The organism is Streptomyces filamentosus, from assembly GCF_014654895.1.
Classification (GTDB): domain Bacteria; phylum Actinomycetota; class Actinomycetes; order Streptomycetales; family Streptomycetaceae; genus Streptomyces; species Streptomyces filamentosus.
The window spans coordinates 3,279,037-3,300,634 of sequence record NZ_BNBE01000001.1; the positions used below are offsets into that span (position 1 = coordinate 3,279,037).

General features: G+C 72.1%; 20 protein-coding genes. 14 read left to right on the plus strand and 6 right to left on the minus strand.

What is annotated here, in order from left to right; translation table 11 throughout:
* Positions 1–123: 123 nt before the first annotated feature.
* The 8 genes from pflB to IE326_RS14915 all read left to right on the plus strand — a co-directional run bounded on the left by pflB (position 124) and on the right by IE326_RS14915 (position 8,731).
* The gene (gene pflB / locus IE326_RS14880) at positions 124–2,394 is read left to right on the plus strand and encodes a formate C-acetyltransferase (protein ID WP_190041733.1); all 2,271 of its coding nucleotides are present in this window, start codon (positions 124–126) and stop codon (positions 2,392–2,394) included.
* Between the two features lie 100 nt (positions 2,395–2,494).
* On the plus strand, positions 2,495–3,313 hold the full coding sequence (gene pflA, locus IE326_RS14885; RefSeq protein ID WP_150228769.1) for a pyruvate formate-lyase-activating protein: 819 nt from the start codon (positions 2,495–2,497) through the stop codon (positions 3,311–3,313).
* Between the two features lie 83 nt (positions 3,314–3,396).
* Entirely contained in the window at positions 3,397–4,512 is a 1,116-nt protein-coding gene (locus IE326_RS14890) for an MFS transporter (protein ID WP_150228767.1), read from the plus strand.
* Entirely contained in the window at positions 4,513–6,825 is a 2,313-nt protein-coding gene (locus tag IE326_RS14895) for a molybdopterin oxidoreductase family protein (RefSeq protein WP_150228765.1), read from the plus strand. It abuts the gene before it with no gap.
* A gap of 6 nt (positions 6,826–6,831) precedes the next feature.
* Positions 6,832–7,431, plus strand: coding sequence for a 4Fe-4S dicluster domain-containing protein (locus IE326_RS14900; RefSeq protein ID WP_030747813.1), 600 nt, complete (start codon positions 6,832–6,834; stop codon positions 7,429–7,431).
* A complete protein-coding gene (locus IE326_RS14905) occupies positions 7,428–8,060 on the plus strand; it encodes a QcrA and Rieske domain-containing protein (RefSeq protein WP_190041734.1) in 633 nt (210 codons plus the stop codon). Before IE326_RS14900 ends, IE326_RS14905 begins: the two co-directional genes overlap by 4 nt.
* Positions 8,057–8,470, plus strand: coding sequence for a hypothetical protein (locus tag IE326_RS14910; RefSeq protein ID WP_150228761.1), 414 nt, complete (start codon positions 8,057–8,059; stop codon positions 8,468–8,470). The genes IE326_RS14905 and IE326_RS14910 overlap by 4 nt, the downstream gene beginning before the upstream one ends.
* A 42-nt stretch (positions 8,471–8,512) precedes the next feature.
* Positions 8,513–8,731 (plus strand): hypothetical protein, encoded by a 219-nt coding sequence (locus IE326_RS14915; RefSeq protein ID WP_150228760.1) that lies wholly within the window; start codon positions 8,513–8,515, stop codon positions 8,729–8,731.
* A gap of 19 nt (positions 8,732–8,750) precedes the next feature.
* Here IE326_RS14915 and mscL read toward each other — a convergent pair whose 3' ends face one another.
* The 5 genes from mscL to IE326_RS14940 form a co-directional block, all read right to left on the minus strand.
* Positions 8,751–9,230: a large conductance mechanosensitive channel protein MscL gene (gene mscL, locus IE326_RS14920; protein ID WP_229915338.1), complete on the minus strand. Its 480-nt coding sequence runs from the start codon at positions 9,228–9,230 to the stop codon at positions 8,751–8,753.
* Positions 9,231–9,344: 114 nt separating this feature from the next.
* A complete protein-coding gene (locus IE326_RS14925) occupies positions 9,345–10,001 on the minus strand; it encodes a hypothetical protein (RefSeq protein WP_229915339.1) in 657 nt (218 codons plus the stop codon).
* 278 nt (positions 10,002–10,279) lie between these two features.
* Positions 10,280–10,591 carry an FmdB family zinc ribbon protein gene (locus IE326_RS14930; protein WP_150228756.1) on the minus strand — a complete coding sequence of 104 codons (312 nt, stop codon included), beginning with the start codon at positions 10,589–10,591 and terminating at the stop codon, positions 10,280–10,282.
* Between the two features lie 68 nt (positions 10,592–10,659).
* Positions 10,660–11,940, minus strand: coding sequence for an MFS transporter (locus IE326_RS14935; protein ID WP_190041736.1), 1,281 nt, complete (start codon positions 11,938–11,940; stop codon positions 10,660–10,662).
* 308 nt (positions 11,941–12,248) lie between these two features.
* Positions 12,249–13,820 carry a potassium/proton antiporter gene (locus IE326_RS14940; RefSeq protein ID WP_190042251.1) on the minus strand — a complete coding sequence of 524 codons (1,572 nt, stop codon included), beginning with the start codon at positions 13,818–13,820 and terminating at the stop codon, positions 12,249–12,251.
* 224 nt (positions 13,821–14,044) lie between these two features.
* Between IE326_RS14940 and IE326_RS14945 the strand changes: the two genes are divergently transcribed.
* Positions 14,045–16,786: a penicillin acylase family protein gene (locus IE326_RS14945; protein ID WP_190041737.1), complete on the plus strand. Its 2,742-nt coding sequence runs from the start codon at positions 14,045–14,047 to the stop codon at positions 16,784–16,786.
* A gap of 32 nt (positions 16,787–16,818) precedes the next feature.
* Here the strand turns inward: IE326_RS14945 and IE326_RS14950 are convergent, their stop codons facing one another.
* Entirely contained in the window at positions 16,819–17,403 is a 585-nt protein-coding gene (locus IE326_RS14950) for a 5-formyltetrahydrofolate cyclo-ligase (protein ID WP_190041738.1), read from the minus strand.
* Positions 17,404–17,520: 117 nt separating this feature from the next.
* Between IE326_RS14950 and galU the strand changes: the two genes are divergently transcribed.
* The 5 genes from galU to IE326_RS14975 are packed head-to-tail and all read left to right on the plus strand — an operon-like array spanning position 17,521 to position 21,563.
* Positions 17,521–18,432, plus strand: a complete 912-nt coding sequence (gene galU, locus IE326_RS14955; RefSeq protein WP_150228745.1) for a UTP--glucose-1-phosphate uridylyltransferase GalU — start codon at positions 17,521–17,523, stop codon at positions 18,430–18,432.
* A 4-nt stretch (positions 18,433–18,436) separates the two neighbouring features.
* On the plus strand, positions 18,437–19,813 hold the full coding sequence (glp, locus tag IE326_RS14960) for a molybdotransferase-like divisome protein Glp (RefSeq protein WP_190041739.1): 1,377 nt from the start codon (positions 18,437–18,439) through the stop codon (positions 19,811–19,813).
* A 57-nt stretch (positions 19,814–19,870) separates the two neighbouring features.
* Positions 19,871–20,356, plus strand: coding sequence for a cyclic pyranopterin monophosphate synthase MoaC (gene moaC, locus IE326_RS14965; protein WP_150228742.1), 486 nt, complete (start codon positions 19,871–19,873; stop codon positions 20,354–20,356).
* Positions 20,353–20,946 carry a MogA/MoaB family molybdenum cofactor biosynthesis protein gene (locus tag IE326_RS14970; protein ID WP_150228740.1) on the plus strand — a complete coding sequence of 198 codons (594 nt, stop codon included), beginning with the start codon at positions 20,353–20,355 and terminating at the stop codon, positions 20,944–20,946. Before moaC ends, IE326_RS14970 begins: the two co-directional genes overlap by 4 nt.
* Positions 20,943–21,563 carry a GNAT family N-acetyltransferase gene (locus IE326_RS14975; protein WP_150228738.1) on the plus strand — a complete coding sequence of 207 codons (621 nt, stop codon included), beginning with the start codon at positions 20,943–20,945 and terminating at the stop codon, positions 21,561–21,563. Before IE326_RS14970 ends, IE326_RS14975 begins: the two co-directional genes overlap by 4 nt.
* Positions 21,564–21,598: the final 35 nt, after the last annotated feature.

Here is a 21,598-nt window from a genome sequence, read left to right on the forward strand (position 1 = left end):
CCGGAAACGGGACCTCCGGCCCCGCGCCGGTGACCAATGCCGAGCCAAATGATCGATCAGAAGGAGTGAAATGAAGGTAAGCAACGACGCGAACGATTGATTCGAAGAAGGCGGTGTCGGGAAGTGACTGCGACTCCTGCGGAGACCACGGTGACCGAACGGGCCTGGAAGGGCTTCAAGGGCGGACTCTGGCGCGACGCCGTCGACGTCCGCGACTTCATCCAGCAGAACTACACCCCGTACGAGGGCGACGACACCTTCCTCGCCGGCCCCACCGAGCGGACCACCGCCGTGTGGAAGGCGATCACGGACAGGTTCCCCGAGGAGCGCGCCAAGGGCGTCCACGACGTCTCCCACGACGTCCCCTCCACCATCACCGCCCACGCCCCCGGCTACATCGACCGCGACAAGGAGCTCATCGTCGGCCTCCAGACCGACGCCCCCCTCAAGCGGGCGATCATGCCCTACGGCGGCTGGCGCATGGTCGCCGGCGCCCTGGAGACCTACGGCTACCCGGTCTCCGAGGAGCTGGAGAAGGTCTTCACCGAGTACCGCAAGACCCACAACGCCGGCGTCTTCGACGCCTACACCCCGGAGATCCGCGCCGCCCGCAAGGCCGGCATCGTCACCGGCCTCCCCGACGCCTACGGCCGCGGCCGCATCATCGGCGACTACCGCCGCGTCGCCCTCTACGGCGTCGACCGCCTCATCCAGGTGAAGAAGGAGGAGAAGGCCGAGCTCGACGGCCTCCCCGCCGGCAACCGCTCCCTGGAGGAGACCATCCGGCTCCGCGAGGAGCTGTCCGAGCAGATGCGCGCCCTCGGCGAACTGAAGGCCATGGCCGCCTCGTACGGCCACGACGTCTCGGGCCCCGCCACCACCGGCCGCGAGGCCGTCCAGTGGCTGTACTTCGCCTACCTGGCCGCCGTGAAGGAGCAGAACGGCGCCGCGATGTCGCTCGGCCGCACCTCCACCTTCGTCGACGTCTACCTCCAGCGCGACATCGAGGCCGGCCTCCTCACCGAGGAGCAGGCCCAGGAGATCGTCGACGACTTCATCATCAAGCTCCGCATCGTCCGCTTCCTGCGCACCCCCGAGTACGACGAGCTGTTCTCCGGCGACCCCACCTGGGTCACCGAGTCCATCGCCGGCATGGGCGAGGACGGCCGGCCGCTCGTCACCAGGACCTCCTTCCGCTACCTCCAGACCCTCTACAACCTCGGCCCGGCCCCCGAGCCGAACATGACGGTCTTCTGGTCGCCGCGGCTGCCCCAGGGCTTCAAGGAGTTCTGCGCCAAGGTCTCCATCGACACCTCGTCCGTCCAGTACGAGTCCGACGAACTGATGCGGCCCCGCTTCGGCGACGACACCGCCATCGCCTGCTGCGTCTCCGCGATGCCCGTCGGCAAGCAGATGCAGTTCTTCGGCGCCCGCGTCAACCTCGCCAAGACCCTCCTGTACGCCGTCAACGGCGGCCGCGACGAGAAGTCCGGCGCCCAGGTCGGCCCCGCCACCGGCGCCCTCACCGCCGAGGTCCTCGACTACGACGAGGTCATGGCCAAGTTCGACGAGCAGATGGAATGGCTCGCGGACGTGTACGTCCACGCGCTGAACGTCATCCACTACATGCACGACAAGTACGCGTACGAGCGCCTCGAGATGGCGCTCCACGACCGCGACGTGCGCCGCACCATGGCCTGCGGCATCGCCGGCCTCTCCGTCGCCGCCGACTCCCTCGCCGCCATCAAGTACGCGAAGGTCAGCCCCGTCCGCGACGAGACCGGCCTCGCCACCGACTACGAGATCGAGGGCGACTACCCGGCCTACGGCAACAACGACGAGCGGGTCGACGGGATCGCCGTCTGGCTGGTCGAGGAGTTCATGCGGAAGGTCCGCAAGCACCCCACCTACCGGAACGCCGAGCACACCCAGTCCGTCCTGACGATCACCTCGAACGTCGTCTACGGCAAGAAGACCGGCAACACCCCCGACGGCCGCCGCGCCGGCGAGCCCTTCTCCCCGGGCGCCAACCCGATGAACGGCCGCGACACCCACGGCTACGTCGCCTCCGCCCTGTCGGTCGCCAAGCTCCCGTACGAGGACGCCGAGGACGGCATCTCGCTCACCAACACCGTCACCCCCGACGGCCTGGGCCGCACCCCCGAGGAGCGGATCAAGAACCTCGCGGGCGTCCTCGACGGCTACATGGCCAGCGACGGCTTCCACATGAACGTCAACGTCCTCAACCGCGACGTGCTCATGGACGCCATGGAGCACCCCGAGAACTACCCGCAGCTCACCATCCGGGTCTCCGGCTACGCGGTGAACTTCGTCCGCCTCACCCGCGAACAGCAGCTCGACGTGCTGAACCGCACCTTCCACGGCTCGCTGTAGCACCCCCCTCCGTGCGGCCCCGGGGCCGGAACCCTCACCCCGGCCCCGGGACCGCATCCCCCACCGCCCCACGCCCCGCTCCTTCCCAGGAGGCCCTGCCATGGCCACGCTGCTCGGCCCGGAGATCCCCGTCCGTCCCGCCGCCCCCGTCCGGGCCGCCACCCCGGCCGCCGCGGCGACCCACCGCCCGTCCGAGGGCTCGGTGCACTCGTGGGACCTGTCCACCGGCGTCGACGGCCCCGGCACCCGCTTCGTCACCTTCCTCTCCGGCTGCCCGCTGACCTGCCTGTACTGCCACAACCCCGACACGTGGAAGATGCGCAACGGCAGGCGGACCTCCGCCGACGACGTGATCGCCGAGGCGTCCAAGTACGTCCGCTTCATCGCGGCCTCCGGCGGCGGCGCCACCGTCTCCGGCGGCGAGCCGCTCCTCCAGCCCGTCTTCACCGGCGAGCTGCTGCACCGCATGAAGCACGAGCTGGGCCTGCACACCGCCCTCGACACCTCCGGCTTCCTCGGCGTCCGCGCCACCGACGCCCTGCTGCGCGACACCGACCTGGTCCTCCTCGACATCAAGTCCTGGGACCCCGAGACGTACCGCGAGGTCACCGGCCGGCCGCTGCGGCCCACCCTGGACTTCGCCCGCCGCCTCGCCGACCTCGGCCAGGACGTGCACGTCCGCTTCGTCCTCGTCCCCGGCCTCACCGACGACCCCGCCAACGTCGAGGGCGTCGCCGCCTTCGCGGGCGGCCTCGGCAACGTCTCCCGCGTCGACGTACTCCCCTTCCACAAGCTGGGCGAGGCCAAGTGGCAGGCGCTGGAGAAGCCCTTCACCCTCCACGACACCCCCTCGCCGACCCCCGAGCAGGTCGCGGACGTCCGCGAGGTCTTCCGGGCCCACGGACTGAACGCCGTGTGACCCCGCCCGGCACCCCGGCGACACGTTCACCCCGCCGCTTCGCATAGCGGGCCAAAAGGGTACATACGTCCTACCGTGGCCCCGTGACCGAGCCACCGCAGACCGCCGAGCCCACCCCCGCGCCGGACTCGCCCGCCCAAGGGGCCGTTCAGGCCCCCGCGCCCCAGACGCCCGCCGCCGTCCGCCGCCGTGCCGTCCTCGCCGGCACCGCCGTCTCCGCCCTCCTGATCCTCGCGATCGTCCTCGGCAGCCGGCTCCTCCGCGACTTCGACTCGGCCCTGCTGCCCTACGCCGTCGCCACCGTCTTCCTCGCCTTCGGCGTCGCCCACCGCTACACCGTCTGGGTCTCCGCCCCCGGCGCCCGAAGGCTCTTCCGCCAGGGCTGGCGCTCCTTCTTCTCCGCCGCCAACTTCCGCAAGGCGCCCACCGCGCTGCCGAAGATGATCGCCACCTACCTCGGCTTCCAGAAGTTCCTCGGCGCCCGCTCGCACGCCCGCTGGGCCGCCCACCAGCTCCTCTTCTGGGGCTGCGTCCTCGCCGCCCTCATCACCTTCCCCCTCACCTGGGGCTGGTTCACCTTCACCTCGGACACCGGCGACGGACCCGGCTACGAGATGCGGATCTGGGGCTTCAAGATCCTCGGCTTCGACGCGCTCAGCGTCCTCGGCTGGCTCATGTTCCACGGCCTGGACATCGCCGCCGTCCTCGTCATCGCCGGCGCCTCCTACTTCCTGTGGCGGCGCATGAAGGACCGCGGCGCCATCACCGGCCAGCGCTTCGCCTACGACCTGATCCCGCTGATCGCCCTGATCGTCATCTCGGTCACCGGCCTGCTGCTCACCTTCTCCTCGATCTTCCTGCACGGCGGCGGCTACGAGTTCCTGGCGATCCTCCACATGGTCTCGGTCGTCTTCACCCTGATCTACATCCCCTTCGGGAAGTTCTTCCACATCGTCCAGCGGCCCGCCGCCGTCGGCATGCAGCTCTTCAAGTACACCTCCCGCCGCAAGGACGAGGAGCTCCGGACCTGCCGCCGCTGCCACGAGCCCATCGACACCCCCGACTACGTCGAGAACCTGCGCGGCACCATGAAGGACCTCAAGCTCGACTTCGACGAGTGGGCCGAGTACTGCCCCCGCTGCAAGCGCGTCCTCCGCGGCAACGCCTACCTCACCCACGTCAAGAAGGGCTTCAAGTAAGTGACCGCGACCGACCCTTCCCGCGCGCTGCCGATCGACCCGTCCGTCGCCCCGCCGGGGACGCGGAACTTCCGCGACGCCGGCGGGATCCCCGCCGACCGGTGGCACGCCGACCAGAACGAGGAGACGCTCGTCCCCACCCACTGCTGCTTCTGCGGGGTGCAGTGCGGGATGTACCTGCGGGTCGACCGGGCGGGCAAGGTCTTCGGAGTGGAGCCCCGGAACCACGACATCAACCGGATGCGGCTCTGCCCCAAGGGGATCAACGCCTACCAGCAGGTCAACCACCCCGACCGGCTCACCTCCCCGCTCATGCGGCGCAACCGCGACGAGCCGTTCCGCGAGGTCAGCTGGGAGGAGGCGCTCGACCACACGGTCGCGGAGATCCGCCGCATCCAGGGGGAGTACGGCAACGACGCCTTCGGTCTCCTCGGCGGGGCCAGCCTCTACTCGGAGAAGACCTACCTCGTCGGGAAGTTCGCGCGGGTCGCCCTGAAGAGCAAGCACGTCGACTACAACGGGCGGCTCTGCATGGTCTCGGCCGCCGGCGCCAACAAGCTCGCCTTCGGCATCGACCGGGCCGGGAACCCCTTCTCCGACATCCTCCTCACCGACTGCCTCCTCATCGCCGGGTCCAACGTCGGCGAATGCTTCCCGGTGATGACCCAGTACCTGTGGGGGGCCCGCGACCGGGGCGCCACGCTGATCGTGGTCGACCCCCGCCAGACCGCCGTCGCCCGCACCGCCGACGTCCACGTCGCCCTCAAGCCCGGCACCGACTCGGCCTTCTTCAACGCCGTGCTCCACGTGATCGTCGCCGAGGGACTGACCGACGAGGCCTACCTCGCCGCCCACACCACCGGCTGGGACGAGGTCAGGGCCACCGTCGCCGAGTACCCGCCGTCCCGCTCCGCGTCGATCTGCGGCGTCCCCGAGGAGCAGATCGTCCAGGTCGCCCGGATGTTCGCGGGCGCCGGACGGGCCATGGCCTGGCACGCCCGCGGCGTCGAGCACCACTCGCAGGGCGTCGAGAACTGCCTCACCATCATCAACCTCTGCACCGCCACCGGGAACATCGGCAGGCCCGGCGCCGGCTACGGCACCATCACCGGCCAGGGCAACGGCCAGGGCGGCCGCGAGCACGGCCAGAAGTCCGACCTCCTCCCCGGCGGCCGCTCCATCTCCGACCCCGAGCACCGCCGCCAGATCTGCGAGATCTGGGGCATCGAGGAATCCGAACTGCCCGCCGCCGGAACCTCCATGATGGAGATGGTCTGGCAGATGCAGCGCGCCGAGATCCGCGGCCTCATCGGCATCTGCAACAACCCCTTCGTCTCCCTCCCGAACTACGCCACGGTCAAGGAGGGCTACGACACCCTCCAGTTCCACGCCCAGTTCGACTTCTTCCTCTCCGAGACCGCGGCCAACGCCCACGTCGTCTTCCCCGTCACCGTCTGGGCCGAGGACGAGGGCGTCATGGCCAACGCCGAGGCCCGCGTGGTCAAGCACAACAAGGCCCAGGAGCCCCCGGCCGGCGTCCGCACCGACACCTGGGTGATGTGCGAGCTCGCCAGGCGGCTCGGCGCCGGCGACAAGTTCGCCTTCCCCGACTCCCGCGCCGTCTTCGAGGAACTGCGGATCGCCTCCGCCGGCACCGTCAACGACTACTACGGCATCACCTACGAACGCCTGGAGGAGACCGGCGGCATCGCCTGGCCCTGCCCGACCACCGACCACCCCGGCACCCCCCGCCTCTTCGAGGACGGCCGCACCTACCACCCCGACGGCAAGATCCACATGCAGGTCGTCGAATGGCACCCGCCGATGGACCCGTACAGCGAGGAGTACCCCCTCTCGCTCACCACCGGCCGCACCGTCGCCCACTTCCTCTCCGGGAACCAGACCCGCCGGCTCGGCGCCCTCGTCGAGCAGACGCCCCGCCCGTGGGTCGAGGTCCACCCCTCGCACGGCTTCCGCAACGGCGACCCGGTCCGCGTCGTCACCCGCCGCGGCAGCGAGGTCTTCCCCGCCCTGGTCACCGAGGCCATCCGCCCCGACACCGTCTTCGTCCCCTACCACTGGCCCGTCCCCACCGCCGCGAACGCCCTCACCGTCGACGCCCTCGACCCCCGCTCGAAGATCCCCGAGTACAAGGTCTGCGCGGCCCGCATCGAGGCCGCCGAACGCGTCGACGAGGTCCCCGCGCCCCCGACCGCCCCGGGACAGCTCGCCTACCCGGAGACCCAGGTCTCCCGCACCGACCCCCTGCCCCCGACGTCCCCGCAGGGCCGCGGGACCGCGGAGAGGAGCTGACCGCACATGATGGGCCGCACGATCTTCATCGACCCGGGCCGCTGCATCGGCTGCCAGGCATGCGTCTCGGCCTGCCGCGAATGCGACTCGCACCGCGGCAAGTCGATGATCCACCTCGACTACCCCGACGAAGGACACTCCGTCGCCTCCCTCCCCACCGTCTGCATGCACTGCGAGGACCCCGTCGCCCCCTGCGCCGAGGTCTGCCCCGCCGACGCGATCCTGGTGACCGCCGACGGAGTCGTGCAGCAGGCCGACACCACCCGCTGCATCGGCTGCGCCAACTGCGTCAACGCCTGCCCCTTCGGCGTGCCGAAGATCGACCTCCAGGCGAAGCTCCAGATGAAGTGCAACCTCTGCTACGACCGCACCGCCTACGGCCTCGCCCCCATGTGCGCCACCGTCTGCCCCACCGGCGCCCTCTTCTACGGCACCCTCGACGAGCTCCGCGCCGAACGCCCCGGCGTCCAGGTCGCCGACTCCTTCACCTTCGGCGACGTCGTCGTCCACACCGGCGTGGCCATGGTCGTCCCCGCCGACAAGGTCCAGTGGCCCGTGCCCGGCGGCCTCCCCGTCGTCGAGATCAACGGAAGGGACGTCCGATGAGCGTCACCGACCCGCAGCCGCCCGCGCCGGGGGCCGGCGCCGACGCGGCCCAGGAAGCGCTCCACGACCGGATCGCCGCCGACTCCCTGACCACCCGCCGCGACTACCTGCGGATCGTCGCCACCGTCTCCGGCGGCCTCGCCGTCGGCGGCGTCGCCGTCGCCTCCGGCATCCTGCACCGGCACGGCGACGGCGACGGCGCCCCGGAGCCCAAGAGGATCGCCGACCGGATCATGCCCGGAGAGTCCCTGGCCTTCCGCTACCCCGGCGACGAGGACCGGGCCATCGCGGTCCGCATGGAGGACGGCACCCTCGCCGGCTACTCCGCCGTCTGCACCCACCTCGCCTGCGCCGTCCTGTGGCGCAAGGAGCGGGGCAGCGAGGGCGAGCTGTACTGCCCCTGCCACGAGGGGATCTTCGACGCCCGCACGGGAGAGGTCACCGCCGGTCCGCCACCGCGCGGCCTGCCGAAGGTGATCCTGATCGAGCAGGTCGACGGCAGCGTCTGGGCCATCGGCACCGCCCGCTCCGGCGAGAGCCTCCGGGAGGGCCTGTGCCGGCAGCAGGGCGACGACCTGCGGCTCTGCCGCGTCCAGCAGGCCGCTGGCGAGGGGAGCGAACGCGCATGACGGACGCGCCCTTCCCCCAGGACCCGCAGGCCCCCCGCCCGCGGGACACCGCCCCGGCCACCCAGCCGCCCTCCTACCACCCGGGCAGCGCGCAGCCGCGGCTCAACCGGCCGGTGCACGAGCGCTATCCGCAGATCCGGCCCACGAGCGGCTACGGCGACCCGCGGATCCGGCACACGGGCCCGGGGCCCGGGGCGGGCACGGAGCAGGAACCGGAGCGCTCCTCGAAGCTGTCGGCGCGGCTGGCGCTGGCGCTCACGGTGGTGATCGGCCAGCTCTGGGGGCTGACCATCGTGGTCGACGAGTGGATGTCCGGCGACACCGGCACCGCGTGGTGGGGCGCGGGGTTCCTCGTCCTGTCGTTCCTGGTGGTCCTCGGCCTGTGGGCGCTGGATCCGAAGGACCGCTGATCAGCCGGGTCCGGGGCGGGCCGGCGGGCGTACTCTGAAGACATGAGCACCGCCCCCGCCCACGGACCGCGAGACGCGAAGCAGACCGGCGTTCGGCCGCATTCCGAGAACCCTCCGAAGCCGGTGATCGTCTTCGACGATCCGCTGGACGTGCAGTCCGCGGACGACACGGACCGCGGGTGGGGCGAGCGGCCTCCGGCCGGCGGCGGCGCCGCCGACCTCGCACGCTTCCTCGACGAGAAGCCGCCGCACCACCTCTGACGGGCGGACTCCGCCGCGCTCAGGAGGCGGAGTGCGAGCCCTGGCCGCTCGGACCGCGCTGCGCGATCAGGTAATCGCGGATCTCCTTGAGCACCTCCAGCTCGCTGACCTCCATGGTCTCCTGGACGCCCTCCTTCGCCTTGTCGTGCGCGGCACGCTTGGCGAGGACCTTGGCCATCGGCAGGACCATCAGGAAGTAGACGACGGCCGCGGTGATGAGGAAGCTGAGGATCGCGCTGAGGACCAGGCCCCACTGGAGCAGGATGCCCTGCATCTCGCCGTCCACGACCTTGCAGGGGTCCTTGATGCAGGAGCTGTAGCTCTCCAGGTCCTTCGTGCCGAAGGCGCCCACGACCGGGTTGATGATGCCCTTGACCACCGAGTTCACGATGTTGGTGAACGCGGCTCCGATGACGACCGCCACCGCGAGATCGATCACGTTTCCGCGCATCAGGAAGGCTTTGAAGCCCGCCATCACGCTTTCCTTCTTCTCGGCCACCAAGGTGCCTTTCTTCGGATGTGCTGCTGTGTGCGGAGCCATTAGGCCGTGAAGGGCGCAGGGCCGTCCAATCCATACACACGGGACGGTGACTTGACAGCGAGTCAGTGCGAATCAGCACAGGGTCACCGCCAGTTGGGAAGTGACACCGGCACCGGCCAGTGCCGTCGCCGTCGCCCGCGGCACGGTGAGGACGATCAAGGCCCCTCCGTCCGGACGAGTCTCGCCCGGCCGGGGCACTTCGGCCACCCGGGCGGCCCGCGCCACCACCCGTACGGTGCTTCCGCCGCCGTCCAGCGGGGAGTTGACGGCCGGCGCGGCGATGACGTCCACCCGGTCGCCGGCGCGCAGGAGCCGTACGGCGTCGGCGTCCGCGATCCGCACCGGCGCGGAGACGAGCCGGACGGGGGCGGGGGAGCGGGCCGCGGGGGCCGACGCGGGGCGGGGCCCGGGGTCGTACCGCCCCGGTGAACCGGCCAGGGCGGTCAGCGCGAGCGCCGCGGCCGCCGTGACGAGGAGCGCGCCGGGCACCCGCCGCAGCCGGGGTCGCAGCCCCGTGCCGCGCACCCGGAGCGGCGCGAAGTCCGGGACCTCGCAGGGACCGGGCACGGGACCTGGCATGGCCCCGGACCCAGGATCCGGCATGGACCCGGACGCGAGGCCGGACAGGGGGGCGGGCAGGGAGTCGGACGCGAGGCCGGACAGAGAGCCGGGCATGGACCCGGGCATGAGGCCGGAGCGGAGGGGAGCGTGGTCGTGAGTCGTCTGCATGCGGCTCACTCTCCCGCTCGTCCAGCGATCCCGCTCCGGCCTGTGGACAGCCTGCGGGCTGTGGACAATCCGCCCGCTCGTTCGGGTGGTTCGGACGGGATCACAGCGGGCCGGTGCCGAGGTGGTCACGGTCTGCCGAGGTGGTCACGGTCTGCCGCGGCCGGTGCGTGCGGACGCACAGGCCGCACGCACAGGCCGCCCCCGGCCGAACGCACCGGAGCCCCGGCCGCGCGGAGGGCGCGGCCGGGGCTCCGGCGGGGGTGGTGCGGGGTCCGGCCTCAGGCGGCCGGGGTGGAAGACGGCGCGGACGACGTCGAGGTGGACGTCGACGAGGCCGGCTTCGCGTCCGACGAGGAGGTGGACGTCGAGGACGACGTCGAGCTCTTCGCGGCGGGGGAGCTGCTGGACGAGGCACCGCGGCTGTCGTTCCGGTAGAAACCGGAGCCCTTGAAGACGATGCCGACGGCCGAGAACACCTTCTTGAGGCGGCCGTGGCAGGCGGGGCACTCGGTCAGCGCGTCATCCGTGAACTTCTGGACCGCCTCGAGGCCCTCGCCGCACTCGGTGCACTGGTACTGGTAGGTCGGCACTAGTCTTCCTCCTGGCACTCACACTCATCGAGTGCTAACGACGATCCATAGTGACGTATTCCGCGGGTTCAGTCCACCGCCACCGGCACTCGGTGACCGATGCCACGTGCCGCGACCCGGCTCGCCTCGCGCGGCCTGAGCCGCGAGCGCAGGGCGACGAGCGTGACGAAGGCGAGCGCGGTGCCGGCCGCGGGGACGAGGAATCCGGCGCCGGAGCCGTGGGCGTCGGCGAGCCGGCCGGCGACCGTGACGGCCAGGGCCTGGCCGAGGGCGACGGCGCCGGTGAGCCAGGTGAACGCCTCGGTGCGGGCGGTGGCCGGGATCAGGGTCTCGACGATGGTGTAGCCGGTGATCAGGGCCGGGGCGATGCACAGGCCGACGACGAGGCCGAGGGCGGCGAGCAGCGGCACCGAGTGCGCGGTCCACAGCAGGGACGCGGCGACGGTGAGGCCGGCGTAGCCCAGGAGCAGGCGGCGGCGGGGGCCGATCTTCCAGGCGACGGCGCCCATGGCGATGCCGGCGAGCATGTTGCCGGCGGCGAAGACGCCGTACAGCAGGCCGTTGGCGCCGGGGTTGCCGATCTCCTCGCTGAACGCGGTCAGCGAGACCTGCATGCCGCCGAAGACGGCGCCGATGCCGAGGAAGGCGACGACCAGGACGCGGACGCCGGGGACGGACAGCGCGGAGCGGTGCGGCTCGGCGCCGTTCCGGCCGGCGGCGGCGAGCGCGCCGAAGGGCGGCTGGGTCGCGCGCTGGGCGGCGAAGAAGAGGCCGCCGAAGAGGGTGAGGGCGGCTTCGGTGATCAGGCCGGCGGCCGGGTGGACGCCGGTGCACAGGGCGGTGGCGAGGACCGGGCCGACGACGAAGGTGAACTCGTCGGTGACCGACTCGAAGGCCGCCGCGGTCGGCATCAGCGGGGTGCCGTCGAGCTTGGCCGCCCAGCGGGCCCGGACCATGGGGCCGACCTGCGGGACGGAGGCGCCGGCGGGCACGGCGGCGAGGAACAGCGCCCACAGCGGGGCGCCGGCCAGCGCGAGCACGACCAGCAGCGAGACGGCGGCGGAGTGGACGAGGACGCCGGGGACCAGGACGGCGCGCTGGCCGAAGCGGTCGGCGAGCTTGCCGCTCTGCGGGGCGAAGAGCGCCATGGAGACACCGGTGACGGCGGCGACGGCGCCGGCGCTGCCGTAGGAACCGGTGGTGTGCTGGACGAGCAGGACGATGCCGATGGTGAGCATCGCGAAGGGCTGCCGGGCGGCGAAGCCGGGGATCAGGAAGGAGAGCGCACCGGGGGTGCGCAGCAGCTGCCCGTAGCCGGGCCGCTTCTCGGAGACGACCGTGGACGCCACGGTCCTGGCCTTTCTGCCGCCTGGTAGCGCGCCGGGGCACGGTGGTGCCGGTCTCGCCGAGAGCTGTCCTCTTGCGCGGAACTGCGGTAGATACCGGTGGACCCCCCTGCGGGAGGGGTTCCGCGGCCGCCATACGGTCGCGCCAGCTCTGCGTCAGGCAGAGTTGGTTCGATCAAGTGTGCCTTCATGGTACAGGGAGGAACGTTCTCCCGCCTGTGATTCCACTGGGGAGAACGCTCCTGACCCCGAAATAATGCCGGCGATTAACCCTCTGTTCCCTCGGTCGCCGGTCCTCGCTCCCGGCCCCCTCAGTCTTCCGTTCCCTCGTCCTTCCCCGTCACGGACGCGGGCCGGTGGAAGCGGGTGCGGGTCGTCTCGACCGCCCGCGGGCCGCCGCCGGTGCCGAGCCAGCCCGCGAGCTTGCCGCCCTGGCCGACCGCGCGCAGCCGGCGCTCGGTGGCGTCCCGCACCGGGTCGGTGGCGACGACGAGCAGCTCGTCGCCCTTGCGCAGCACGGTCGCCGGGCCCGGTACGAAGCTGGCGTCGTCCCGTACGACGAGGGTGACGGCGGCGCCGGCCGGGAGGCGGAGCTCGGCGACCTCGACGCCGTGCATCTTGGATCCGGGCGGGATGGCGACGGAGAGCAGGTGGCCGCGGAGCCGTTCCAGCGGGGCGGACTCGACGCCGAGGTCGGCGGCGCCGGAGGAGTCGCCGAGCTTCAGCGCCTTCGCGAGGTAGGGGAGGGTCGGGCCCTGGACGAGGGTGTAGACGACGACCAGGACGAAGACGATGTTGAAGATCCGCTCGCTGCCCTCGATCTGGCTCACCATCGGGATGGTGGCGAGGATGATGGGCACCGCTCCGCGCAGGCCGGCCCAGGACATCAGGGCCTGCTCCTGCCAGGGGATGCGGAAGGGCAGCAGGCTGACCAGCACCTCCATGGGGCGGGCCACCATGGTGAGGACGAGGCCGATGACGACGGCCGGCCAGAAGTCGTTGAGGAGCTCGTGCGGGGTGACGAGCAGGCCGAGCAGGACGAACATGCCGATCTGGGCGATCCAGCCGAGTCCCTCGGCGAAGCCGCGGTTGGCGGGGGCGTGCGGCAGCTTGGCGTTGCCGAGGACCATCGAGGCCAGGTAGACGGCGAGGAAGCCGGAGCCGTGGGCGAGGGCGCCGGCGGCGTAGGCGCTGACGGCGATGGCCATGACGGCGATCGGGTAGAGGCCGGAGGCGGGCAGGGCGATGTGCTTGAGCCCGTACGCCCCGACGAAGCCGACCGCGAGGCCGACGGCGGCGCCGATGGCGAGCTCCAGGGCGATCTCGCCGACCAGGGCGTACCAGTGGTCGATCGGTCCCGCGGTGGAGAAGGCGACGACGAGGATGACCACGGGGGCGTCGTTGAAGCCGGACTCGGCCTCCAGGACGCCGGTGACCCGGGACGGCAGCGGCACCTTGCGCAGCACGGAGAAGACGGCGGCGGCGTCGGTGGAGGAGACGACGGCGCCGATGATCAGCGCCTGCCGCCAGTCCAGGCCGACGAGGTAGTGGGCACCGGCGGCGGTGATGCCGACGCTGACGGCGACGCCGACGGTGGAGAGGACGACCGCGGCCGGCAGGGCCGGTTCGATCTCCTTCCACTTCGTGCCGAGGCCGCCCTCGGCGAGGATGACGACGAGGGCCGCGTAGCCGATGACCTGGGTGAGCTCGGCGTTGTCGAAGGCGACGTTGCCGATGCCGTCCTGCCCCATGGCGATGCCGATGCCGAGGTAGAGGAGGAGGCTGGGGAGCCCGCTCCGGGAGGAGATCCGCACGGCGGCGACCGCGATCAGCAGGACGAGCGAGCTGATCAGCAGGAGTTCGTTGAGCTCGTGGACAGTCAGTGCGCCGGTCCTTCCCTCGCGTGCGCCGGATCGTTCCTCCAGCGGCAGGTACTTCGTTACCTTACCTAATCTTTAACGCTTTCTTGACGCCTTCTTTGCGCGGGGCCGTTCTCCGATGCGGTCATCTGTGCGGTTCCTTCCTGACACCGAGTCCAGGGCCCGCAGGCGCTGCGCCTAAGGTTGCTCCCGTACTCCAGGACCACCCTGCCCCTCGAAGGACAGCGATGCCCTCCAACACGACCGCGCCTCCCGCCAAGAAGAAAGGCAGGCGCGCCCGCCTGATCGTCCTGCTCCTGGTCCTTGCGCTGGTCGGGGCCGTCGCCTTCGGCGGCTGGTGGGGAGTCGGCACCGTCCGGGCCTCGTTCCCGCAGACCACCGGCGAGGTCCGGATCGACTCGCTCTCCGGCGACGTCGAGGTCAAGCGCGACGCCAACGGCGTCCCGCAGATCTACGCGGACAACGAGACCGACCTCTTCCGCGCGCAGGGCTACGTCCAGGCGCAGGACCGCTTCTACGAGATGGACGTCCGCCGGCACCTCACCGCCGGCCGCCTCTCCGAGATGTTCGGCGAGGACCAGGTCGACACCGACGCCTTCCTGCGCACCCTCGGCTGGCGGCAGGTGGCGCAGCGGGAGTACGACGAGGTCCTGGCGCCGGAGACGAAGAAGTACCTCCAGGCGTACGCGGAGGGCGTGAACGCCTATCTGAAGGGCCGGGACGCCAAGGACGTCTCCGTCGAGTACGCGGCCCTGTCCTTCGCCAACGACTACGCGATCGAGCCGTGGACCCCGGTCGACTCGGTCGCCTGGCTCAAGGCCATGGCCTGGGACCTGCGCGGCAACATGCAGGACGAGATCGACCGCTCGCTGCTCACCAGCCGGCTGACCCCGGCGCAGATCAAGCAGCTGTACCCGGAGTACCCGTACGACCTCCACCAGCCGATCCTCGACCGCGGCACGGTCGACCCGGTGACGAAGAAGTTCGACCCGGCGGCGGGCAAGGACGAGGCGGCCGGCGACGGCTCCGGCACGGGCACGGGCACGGGTACGGGCTCCGGCGGCGCGAGCGCCCAGCTCGCCGCGCTCTCCGGCCTCTCCGACGTCCTCGACGGCGTCCCGGCGCTGCTCGGCCCCAACGGCAACGGCATCGGCTCCAACTCCTGGGTCGTCTCCGGCGACCTCACCACCTCCGGCAAGCCGCTGCTCGCCAACGACCCGCACCTCGCGCCGATGCTGCCGTCCCTCTGGTACCAGATGGGCCTGCACTGCCGCTCGGTCTCGGCGACCTGCCGCTACGACGTGGCCGGCTACACCTTCTCCGGCATGCCCGGCGTGATCATCGGCCACAACGACTCGATCGCCTGGGGCCTCACCAACCTGGGCGCCGACGTCACCGACCTCTACCTGGAGAAGGTCACCCCCGAGGGCTACCTCGTCGACGGCAAGGCCAAGCCCTTCGACACCCGCGAGGAGACCATCAAGGTCGCCGGCGGCTCGAACCGCACCATCACGGTCCGCTCCACCGACCACGGCCCGCTGGTCTCCGACCGCTCCTCCGAGCTGGAGAAGGTCGGCCAGAAGGCCCCCGTCGGCAACTCCGCCCCCGACCGCGCCGAGGGCTACGGCGTCTCCCTCCAGTGGACCGCCCTCCAGCCCGGCAGGTCGATGGACGCGATCTTCGCGCTCAACCTCGCCAAGGACTTCAAGCAGTTCCGGGCCGCCGCGAAGAACTTCGAGGTCCCCTCGCAGAACCTCGTCTACGCCGACACCAAGGGCAACATCGGCTACCAGTCCCCGGGCAAGATCCCGCGCCGCGCCACCGGCGACGGCACCCTGCCCGCCCCCGGCTGGGACTCCCGCTACCGCTGGAAGGGCTACATCCCCTTCGAGCAGCTGCCGTACGAGTACAACCCGGACCGCGGCTACATCGTCACCGCCAACCAGGCCGTGATCTCCCCGGAGCAGTACGACGACCTGCTCACGAAGGACTGGGGCTACGGCTCCCGCAGCCAGCGGATCAACGACCTCATCGAGTCGAAGACCAAGGACGGCGGCAAGATCTCGCCGGACGACATGCGGACCATGCAGACGGACAACCGCAGCGAGATCGCCACGCTGCTCAACCCGCTGCTGCTGAAGATCGACGTCTCCGACCCGTACGTCCGCGAGGCGCAGAAGCTCCTGGAGGGCTGGGACTACACGCAGGAGCCCGACTCGGCCGCCGCCGCGTACTTCAACGCGGTCTGGCGCAACGTCCTCAAGCTGTCCTTCGGCGACAAGCTGCCCAAGGAGGTGCGCGCCGAGGGCGACTGCGTCATGGTCCGCCCGGTCGACGCCACCGGGCCGGTCGACGAGCAGAACAAGCTGGTCCGCGAGTGCGGCGAGCGGGACCCCGACTCGGCGCAGCCGGACGGCGGCGACCGCTGGTACGAGGTGGTCCGCCCGCTCCTCAAGCAGGAGAAGAACGAGTGGTGGGTCACCCCCGCCACCCGCACCGACCCGGCCACCGAGACCCGCGACCAGCTGCTCGCCCGGGCCATGAAGGACGCCCGCTGGGAGCTGACGGCCAAGCTCGGCAAGGACGTCTCCACCTGGAGCTGGGGCCGGCTGCACCAGCTGACCCTGAAGAACCAGACGCTCGGCACCGCCGGTCCCGGAGTGGTGCAGCAGCTGCTGAACCGCGGCCCGTGGAACCTCGGCGGCGGCGAGGCCGCGGTCGACGCGACCGGCTGGAACGCGGCCGGCGGCTACGAGGTCATCTGGGTGCCGTCGATGCGGATGGTCGTCAACGTCGGCGACTGGGACAAGTCCCGGTGGATCAACCTGACCGGGGCCTCCGGCCACGCCTTCCACGACAACTACACGGACCAGACGGACGCCTGGGCCAAGGGCGAGCTGTACGACTGGCCCTACGGCAAGGCGGCGGTCGACGCGGCGGCGAAGGACACGCTGACGCTCAGGCCGTGATCGGGAAAGGCCGAAAAACGCCAGGACCGTGATCAGGTCCGGCCGAAACGAGTCGCCCCCTCCGGGGTGACCACCGCGTGCACGGGGTGGTCGTGCGGTTCCTCCGGGACCCGCGCGACCACCTCGTCCGCGTAGAGGAGCACCACGAGCGCCGGGTCCTTCCCGGCGCGGGCGAGCCGGGCGAGGACGCGGTCGTACGAGCCGCCGCCCCGGCCGAGCCGCATGCCGCGCGCGTCCACCGCGAGCCCCGGCAGCAGCACCGCGTCCGCCGTGCACACCGCGTCCGGGCCGAGCCGCGGGCCGGTCGGCTCCAGGAGGCCGCGGCCGGCCTTCGCCAGGGCCCCGGCCCCCTCGTACACCGCCCAGTCGAGGTCGTTGTCGGGCAGCAGCACCGGCAGCAGGACCCGCGTCCCGCGCACGCGGAGGGCGTCGAGCAGCGCGCGGGTGCCGGGCTCGCGGCCGACCGAGACGTACGCGGCGACGGTGGCGGCCCCGGCCAGCTCGGGCAGGACGGCGCCGTGCCCGGCCAGTTGCCCGGCGGTGCGGGCGAGGTCGTCGGGGGAGAGGGCGGCGCGGGCGTCCAGCAACCGGCGCCTCAGGATGGCCTTTTCGGACAAGTCGGGATTCTCTTTCTGCACAGCGTTCCCTCAGGAATCTCCAGTAACGGGGTTTATCGGGAGAAAGTTAATCGGAGCCACATCTTTCTCTCATTCCCCAGCGGCTATGGTGCCTGCATGAATCAGTCGTTCCCCCGGCTCGGCCGGATCAGCAAGGCTGTCATCCCGGCCGCCGGCCTCGGCACCCGCTTCCTGCCGGCGACGAAGGCGACGCCGAAGGAGATGCTGCCGGTCGTCGACAAGCCGGCGATCCAGTACGTCGTCGAGGAGGCCGTCGCCGCCGGACTCTCCGACGTGCTCATGATCACCGGCCGGAACAAGCGTCCCCTGGAGGACCACTTCGACCGGAACTACGAGCTGGAGGAGGCGCTGAGCCGCAAGGGCGACGGCGAACGCCTCTCCAAGGTCCAGGAGTCCAACGACCTCGCGACCATGCACTACGTGCGCCAGGGCGCCCCGCGCGGCCTCGGCCACGCGGTGCTGTGCGCGGCCCCGCACGTCGGCGACCAGCCCTTCGCGGTCCTCCTCGGCGACGACCTCATCGATCCGCGCGACCCCCTCCTCGCGCGGATGGTCGAGGTCCAGGAGCGCGAGGGCGGCAGCGTGATCGCCCTCATGGAGGTCGACCCCGCGCAGATCCACCTCTACGGCTGCGCGGCGGTCGAGGCGACCGTCGACGGCGACGTGGTGCGCGTGACGGACCTGGTGGAGAAGCCGGAGCCGGCGGAGGCGCCCAGCAACTACGCGGTGATCGGCCGCTACGTGCTCGACCCCGCGGTCTTCGGCACGCTGCGGGAGACCGAGCCCGGCCGGGGCGGCGAGATCCAGCTGACCGACGCCCTCCAGAAGCTCGCGGGCGACGAGAAGATCGGCGGACCGGTGCACGGCGTCGTCTTCAAGGGCCGCCGTTACGACACCGGGGACCGCGGCGACTACCTGCGTGCCATTGTCAGACTCGCGTGCGAGCGTGAAGATCTGGGACCGGACTTCCGGGCCTGGCTCCGGAGATACGTCAACGAGGAGATGTAGCACCTTGAGCAGCGACACGGCACCGTCCCGGGAGCCCCGGGAGCACGGCCGCGGCGACGACGGGGCCCACGGCCACGGCCCGGGCGACCCCTGCGCGGGACCGGCGCGCGGCCTGTGGTCGGTCGACGAGCACCTGGCCGACGTCCTCGCGACGGTCCGCCCGCTCGACCCGATCGAGCTCCCGCTGCTCGACGCGCAGGGCTGCGTCCTCGTCGAGGACGTGACGGTGCCGGCGGCGCTGCCGCCGTTCGACAACAGCTCCATGGACGGGTACGCGGTGCGGGTCGCCGACGTCGCGGGCGCGACCGGGGAGTTCCCCGCCGTCCTCACCGTCGTCGGCGACGTCGCCGCGGGCGCGGGCGGCCTGCCCGAGGTCGGCCCCGGCCAGGCCGCCCGGATCATGACCGGCGCCCCGCTGCCCCCGGGCGCCGAGGCCGTCGTCCCGGTCGAGTGGACCGACGGCGGCACCGGCGGCGGAGCCGCCACCGGCATGCGGGCCGCGAGCACCGCCCCCGAGGGCGCCGCCGGCGAGGTGCGGGTGCACCGCGCGGCCGAGGCCGGCGCCCACGTCCGCCGGGCCGGCAGCGACGTCCGGGCCGGGGAGCTCGCCCTCGCGGCGGGCACCGTCCTCGGGCCGCCGCAGCTCGGCCTGCTCGCCGCGATCGGCCGGGGCACGGTCCGGGTCCGGCCGCGCCCCCGCGTGGTGGTCATGGCCACCGGCAGCGAGCTCGTCCAGCCCGGCGAGGAGCTGGGCCCCGGCCAGATCCACGACTCCAACAGCTTCGCGCTGGCCGCCGCCGCCAAGGACGCGGGCGCCCTGGCCTACCGGGTCGGCGCCGTCGCCGACGACGCCGAGTCGCTGCGCGCCGCCATCGAGGACCAGCTGATCAGGGCCGACCTCCTCGTCACCACCGGAGGGGTCAGCGTCGGCGCCTACGACGTGGTCAAGGAGGCCCTGACCGCCGACGGGCAGGTCGACTTCCGCAAGCTGGCGATGCAGCCGGGCAAGCCGCAGGGCTTCGGCGCGATCGGCCCCGAGCAGATCCCGCTGCTCGCCCTGCCGGGCAACCCGGTCTCCTCGTACGTCTCCTTCGAGCTCTTCGTCCGCCCCGCGATCCGCGCCCTGATGGGCCTGGAGGACCTGCACCGCCCGGTGGTCCGCGCGGCCCTGAAGACGGATGCCGCCCTCACCTCGCCGCCGGGCCGCCGCCAGTACCTCCGGGGGACGTACGACGCCGAGTCGGGCACCGTCACCCCCGTGGGCGGTGCCGGCTCGCACCTGATCGCCGCCCTCGCCCACGCGGACTGCCTGCTCGTCGTCCCGGAGGACCGGGACGGGGCGGAGCCGGGCGACGAGCTGGACGTGGTCCTCCTCGGCTGAGGGGGAGCGGGTGGGGGTACGGTGCAGTCCCACACAGCGACCGGGAGTGTCACGGCCATGAGCACGCAGCAAGGTCTCACCCACATCGACGAGGCGGGCGCCGCCCGCATGGTCGACGTATCGGCGAAGGACGTCACGTCCCGCACGGCACGCGCCAGCGGGCGGGTGCTCGTCTCGCCGCGCGTGATCGAGCTGCTGCGCGGCGAGGGCGTGCCGAAGGGCGACGCGCTGGCCACCGCCCGCATCGCCGGGATCATGGGCGCGAAGAAGACCCCCGACCTCATCCCGCTCTGCCACCCGCTGGCCGTCTCCGGGGTGACGCTGGACCTGTCGGTCACCGACGAGGCCGTGGAGATCCTGGCGACCGTGCGGACCACGGACCGCACGGGCGTCGAGATGGAGGCCCTGACCGCCGTCTCGGTGGCCGCGCTGACGGTCGTGGACATGGTGAAGGCGGTCGACAAGGGCGCGGTCATCTCCGACGTGCGGGTCGAGGAGAAGACCGGCGGCAAGTCGGGCCACTGGACCCGGGACGAGGCGTGACGCGCGGCGGCCGGGTCGCGGGCGCGCACGACCACGCGGAACCCGCTCCGGAGTCCCTCACAGGGGGCGCCGGGGGCGCCCCGCCCGCCCCGTACGCGGCGCTCGTCGTCACCGCCTCCAACCGGGCCTCCGCCGGGGTCTACGAGGACAAGGGCGGCCCGCTGGTCGCCGAGGGCCTGCGGGCCATGGGCTTCGCGGTCGACGGCCCCCGGGTGGTGCCGGACGGGGCGCCCGTCGAGGCGGCCCTCCGCGCCGGCGTCGAGGCCGGGTACGACGTGATCCTCACGACCGGCGGCACCGGGATCTCCCCGACCGACGAGACGCCCGAGGCCACCGCCCGCCTGCTGGACCGGGAGATCCCCGGCATCCCGGAGGCGATCCGGGCGTACGGCCGGGAGAAGGTGCCGACGGCGGCGCTCTCGCGCGGTCTCGCCGGGGTCGCGGGCGGCACGCTGATCGTGAACCTGCCGGGCTCGACCGGCGGGGTGCGGGACGGCCTCGCCGTCCTGGAGCCGCTGCTGCGGCACGCCGTGGACCAGATCCGGGGCGGCGACCACCCGAGACCGGCGGAAGCGGGCCCGGCGTCATGACCACGGCCTGGCCGGTGGTCCTCGTCGACGGAGACGTGCTGCTCCGGCCGATAAGGATGCGGGACCAGAGGGAGTGGCGGGAGGTGAACCGCCGCAACCGCGAGTGGCTGCGCCCCTGGGAGGCGACGGTCCCGCCGCCCGCTCCGGGCATGCCGCCCGGCCGGCGTCCCACGTACCGTCAGATGGTGCGCCACCTGCGGGCGGAGGCGAACGCCGGGCGGATGCTGCCGTTCGTCGTGGAGTACCGGGGCCGGATGGCCGGGCAGTTGACGGTGGCCGGGATCACCTGGGGCTCGATGTGCTCGGGGCACGTGGGGTACTGGGTGGACAGCGAGGTCGCCGGGCACGGGGTGATGCCGACGGCGGTCGCGCTCGCCACCGACCACTGCTTCCGGACGGTCGGGCTGCACCGCATGGAGGTGTGCATCCGGCCGGAGAACGGCCCGTCGCGCCGGGTGGTGGAGAAGCTCGGCTTCCGCGAGGAGGGGCTGCGGCCGCGCTACCTGCACATCGACGGCGCCTGGCGGGACCACCTGGTCTTCGCGCTGACGGCGGAGGAGGTCCCGGAGGGGCTGCTGGCCCGCTGGCACCGGACGCGCCGCCGGGACGCCGCGTGAGGTGGAACCCGACGGGGCGTCACCGGAAGGTCCAC

What these genes read in the sequence shown, in the direction of transcription:
- pflA (WP_150228769.1), top strand. Translation starts at nt 2,495, where the DNA reads ATGGCCACGCTGCTCGGCCCGGAGATCCCCGTCCGTCCCGCCGCCCCC.
- IE326_RS14900 (WP_030747813.1), top strand. Translation starts at nt 6,832, where the DNA reads ATGATGGGCCGCACGATCTTCATCGACCCGGGCCGCTGCATCGGCTGC.
- IE326_RS14905 (WP_190041734.1), top strand. Translation starts at nt 7,428, where the DNA reads ATGAGCGTCACCGACCCGCAGCCGCCCGCGCCGGGGGCCGGCGCCGAC.
- IE326_RS14910 (WP_150228761.1), top strand. Translation starts at nt 8,057, where the DNA reads ATGACGGACGCGCCCTTCCCCCAGGACCCGCAGGCCCCCCGCCCGCGG.
- IE326_RS14915 (WP_150228760.1), top strand. Translation starts at nt 8,513, where the DNA reads ATGAGCACCGCCCCCGCCCACGGACCGCGAGACGCGAAGCAGACCGGC.
- IE326_RS14925 (WP_229915339.1), bottom strand. Translation starts at nt 10,001, where the DNA reads ATGCAGACGACTCACGACCACGCTCCCCTCCGCTCCGGCCTCATGCCC.
- IE326_RS14945 (WP_190041737.1), top strand. Translation starts at nt 14,045, where the DNA reads ATGCCCTCCAACACGACCGCGCCTCCCGCCAAGAAGAAAGGCAGGCGC.
- galU (WP_150228745.1), top strand. Translation starts at nt 17,521, where the DNA reads ATGAATCAGTCGTTCCCCCGGCTCGGCCGGATCAGCAAGGCTGTCATC.
- moaC (WP_150228742.1), top strand. Translation starts at nt 19,871, where the DNA reads ATGAGCACGCAGCAAGGTCTCACCCACATCGACGAGGCGGGCGCCGCC.
- IE326_RS14975 (WP_150228738.1), top strand. Translation starts at nt 20,943, where the DNA reads ATGACCACGGCCTGGCCGGTGGTCCTCGTCGACGGAGACGTGCTGCTC.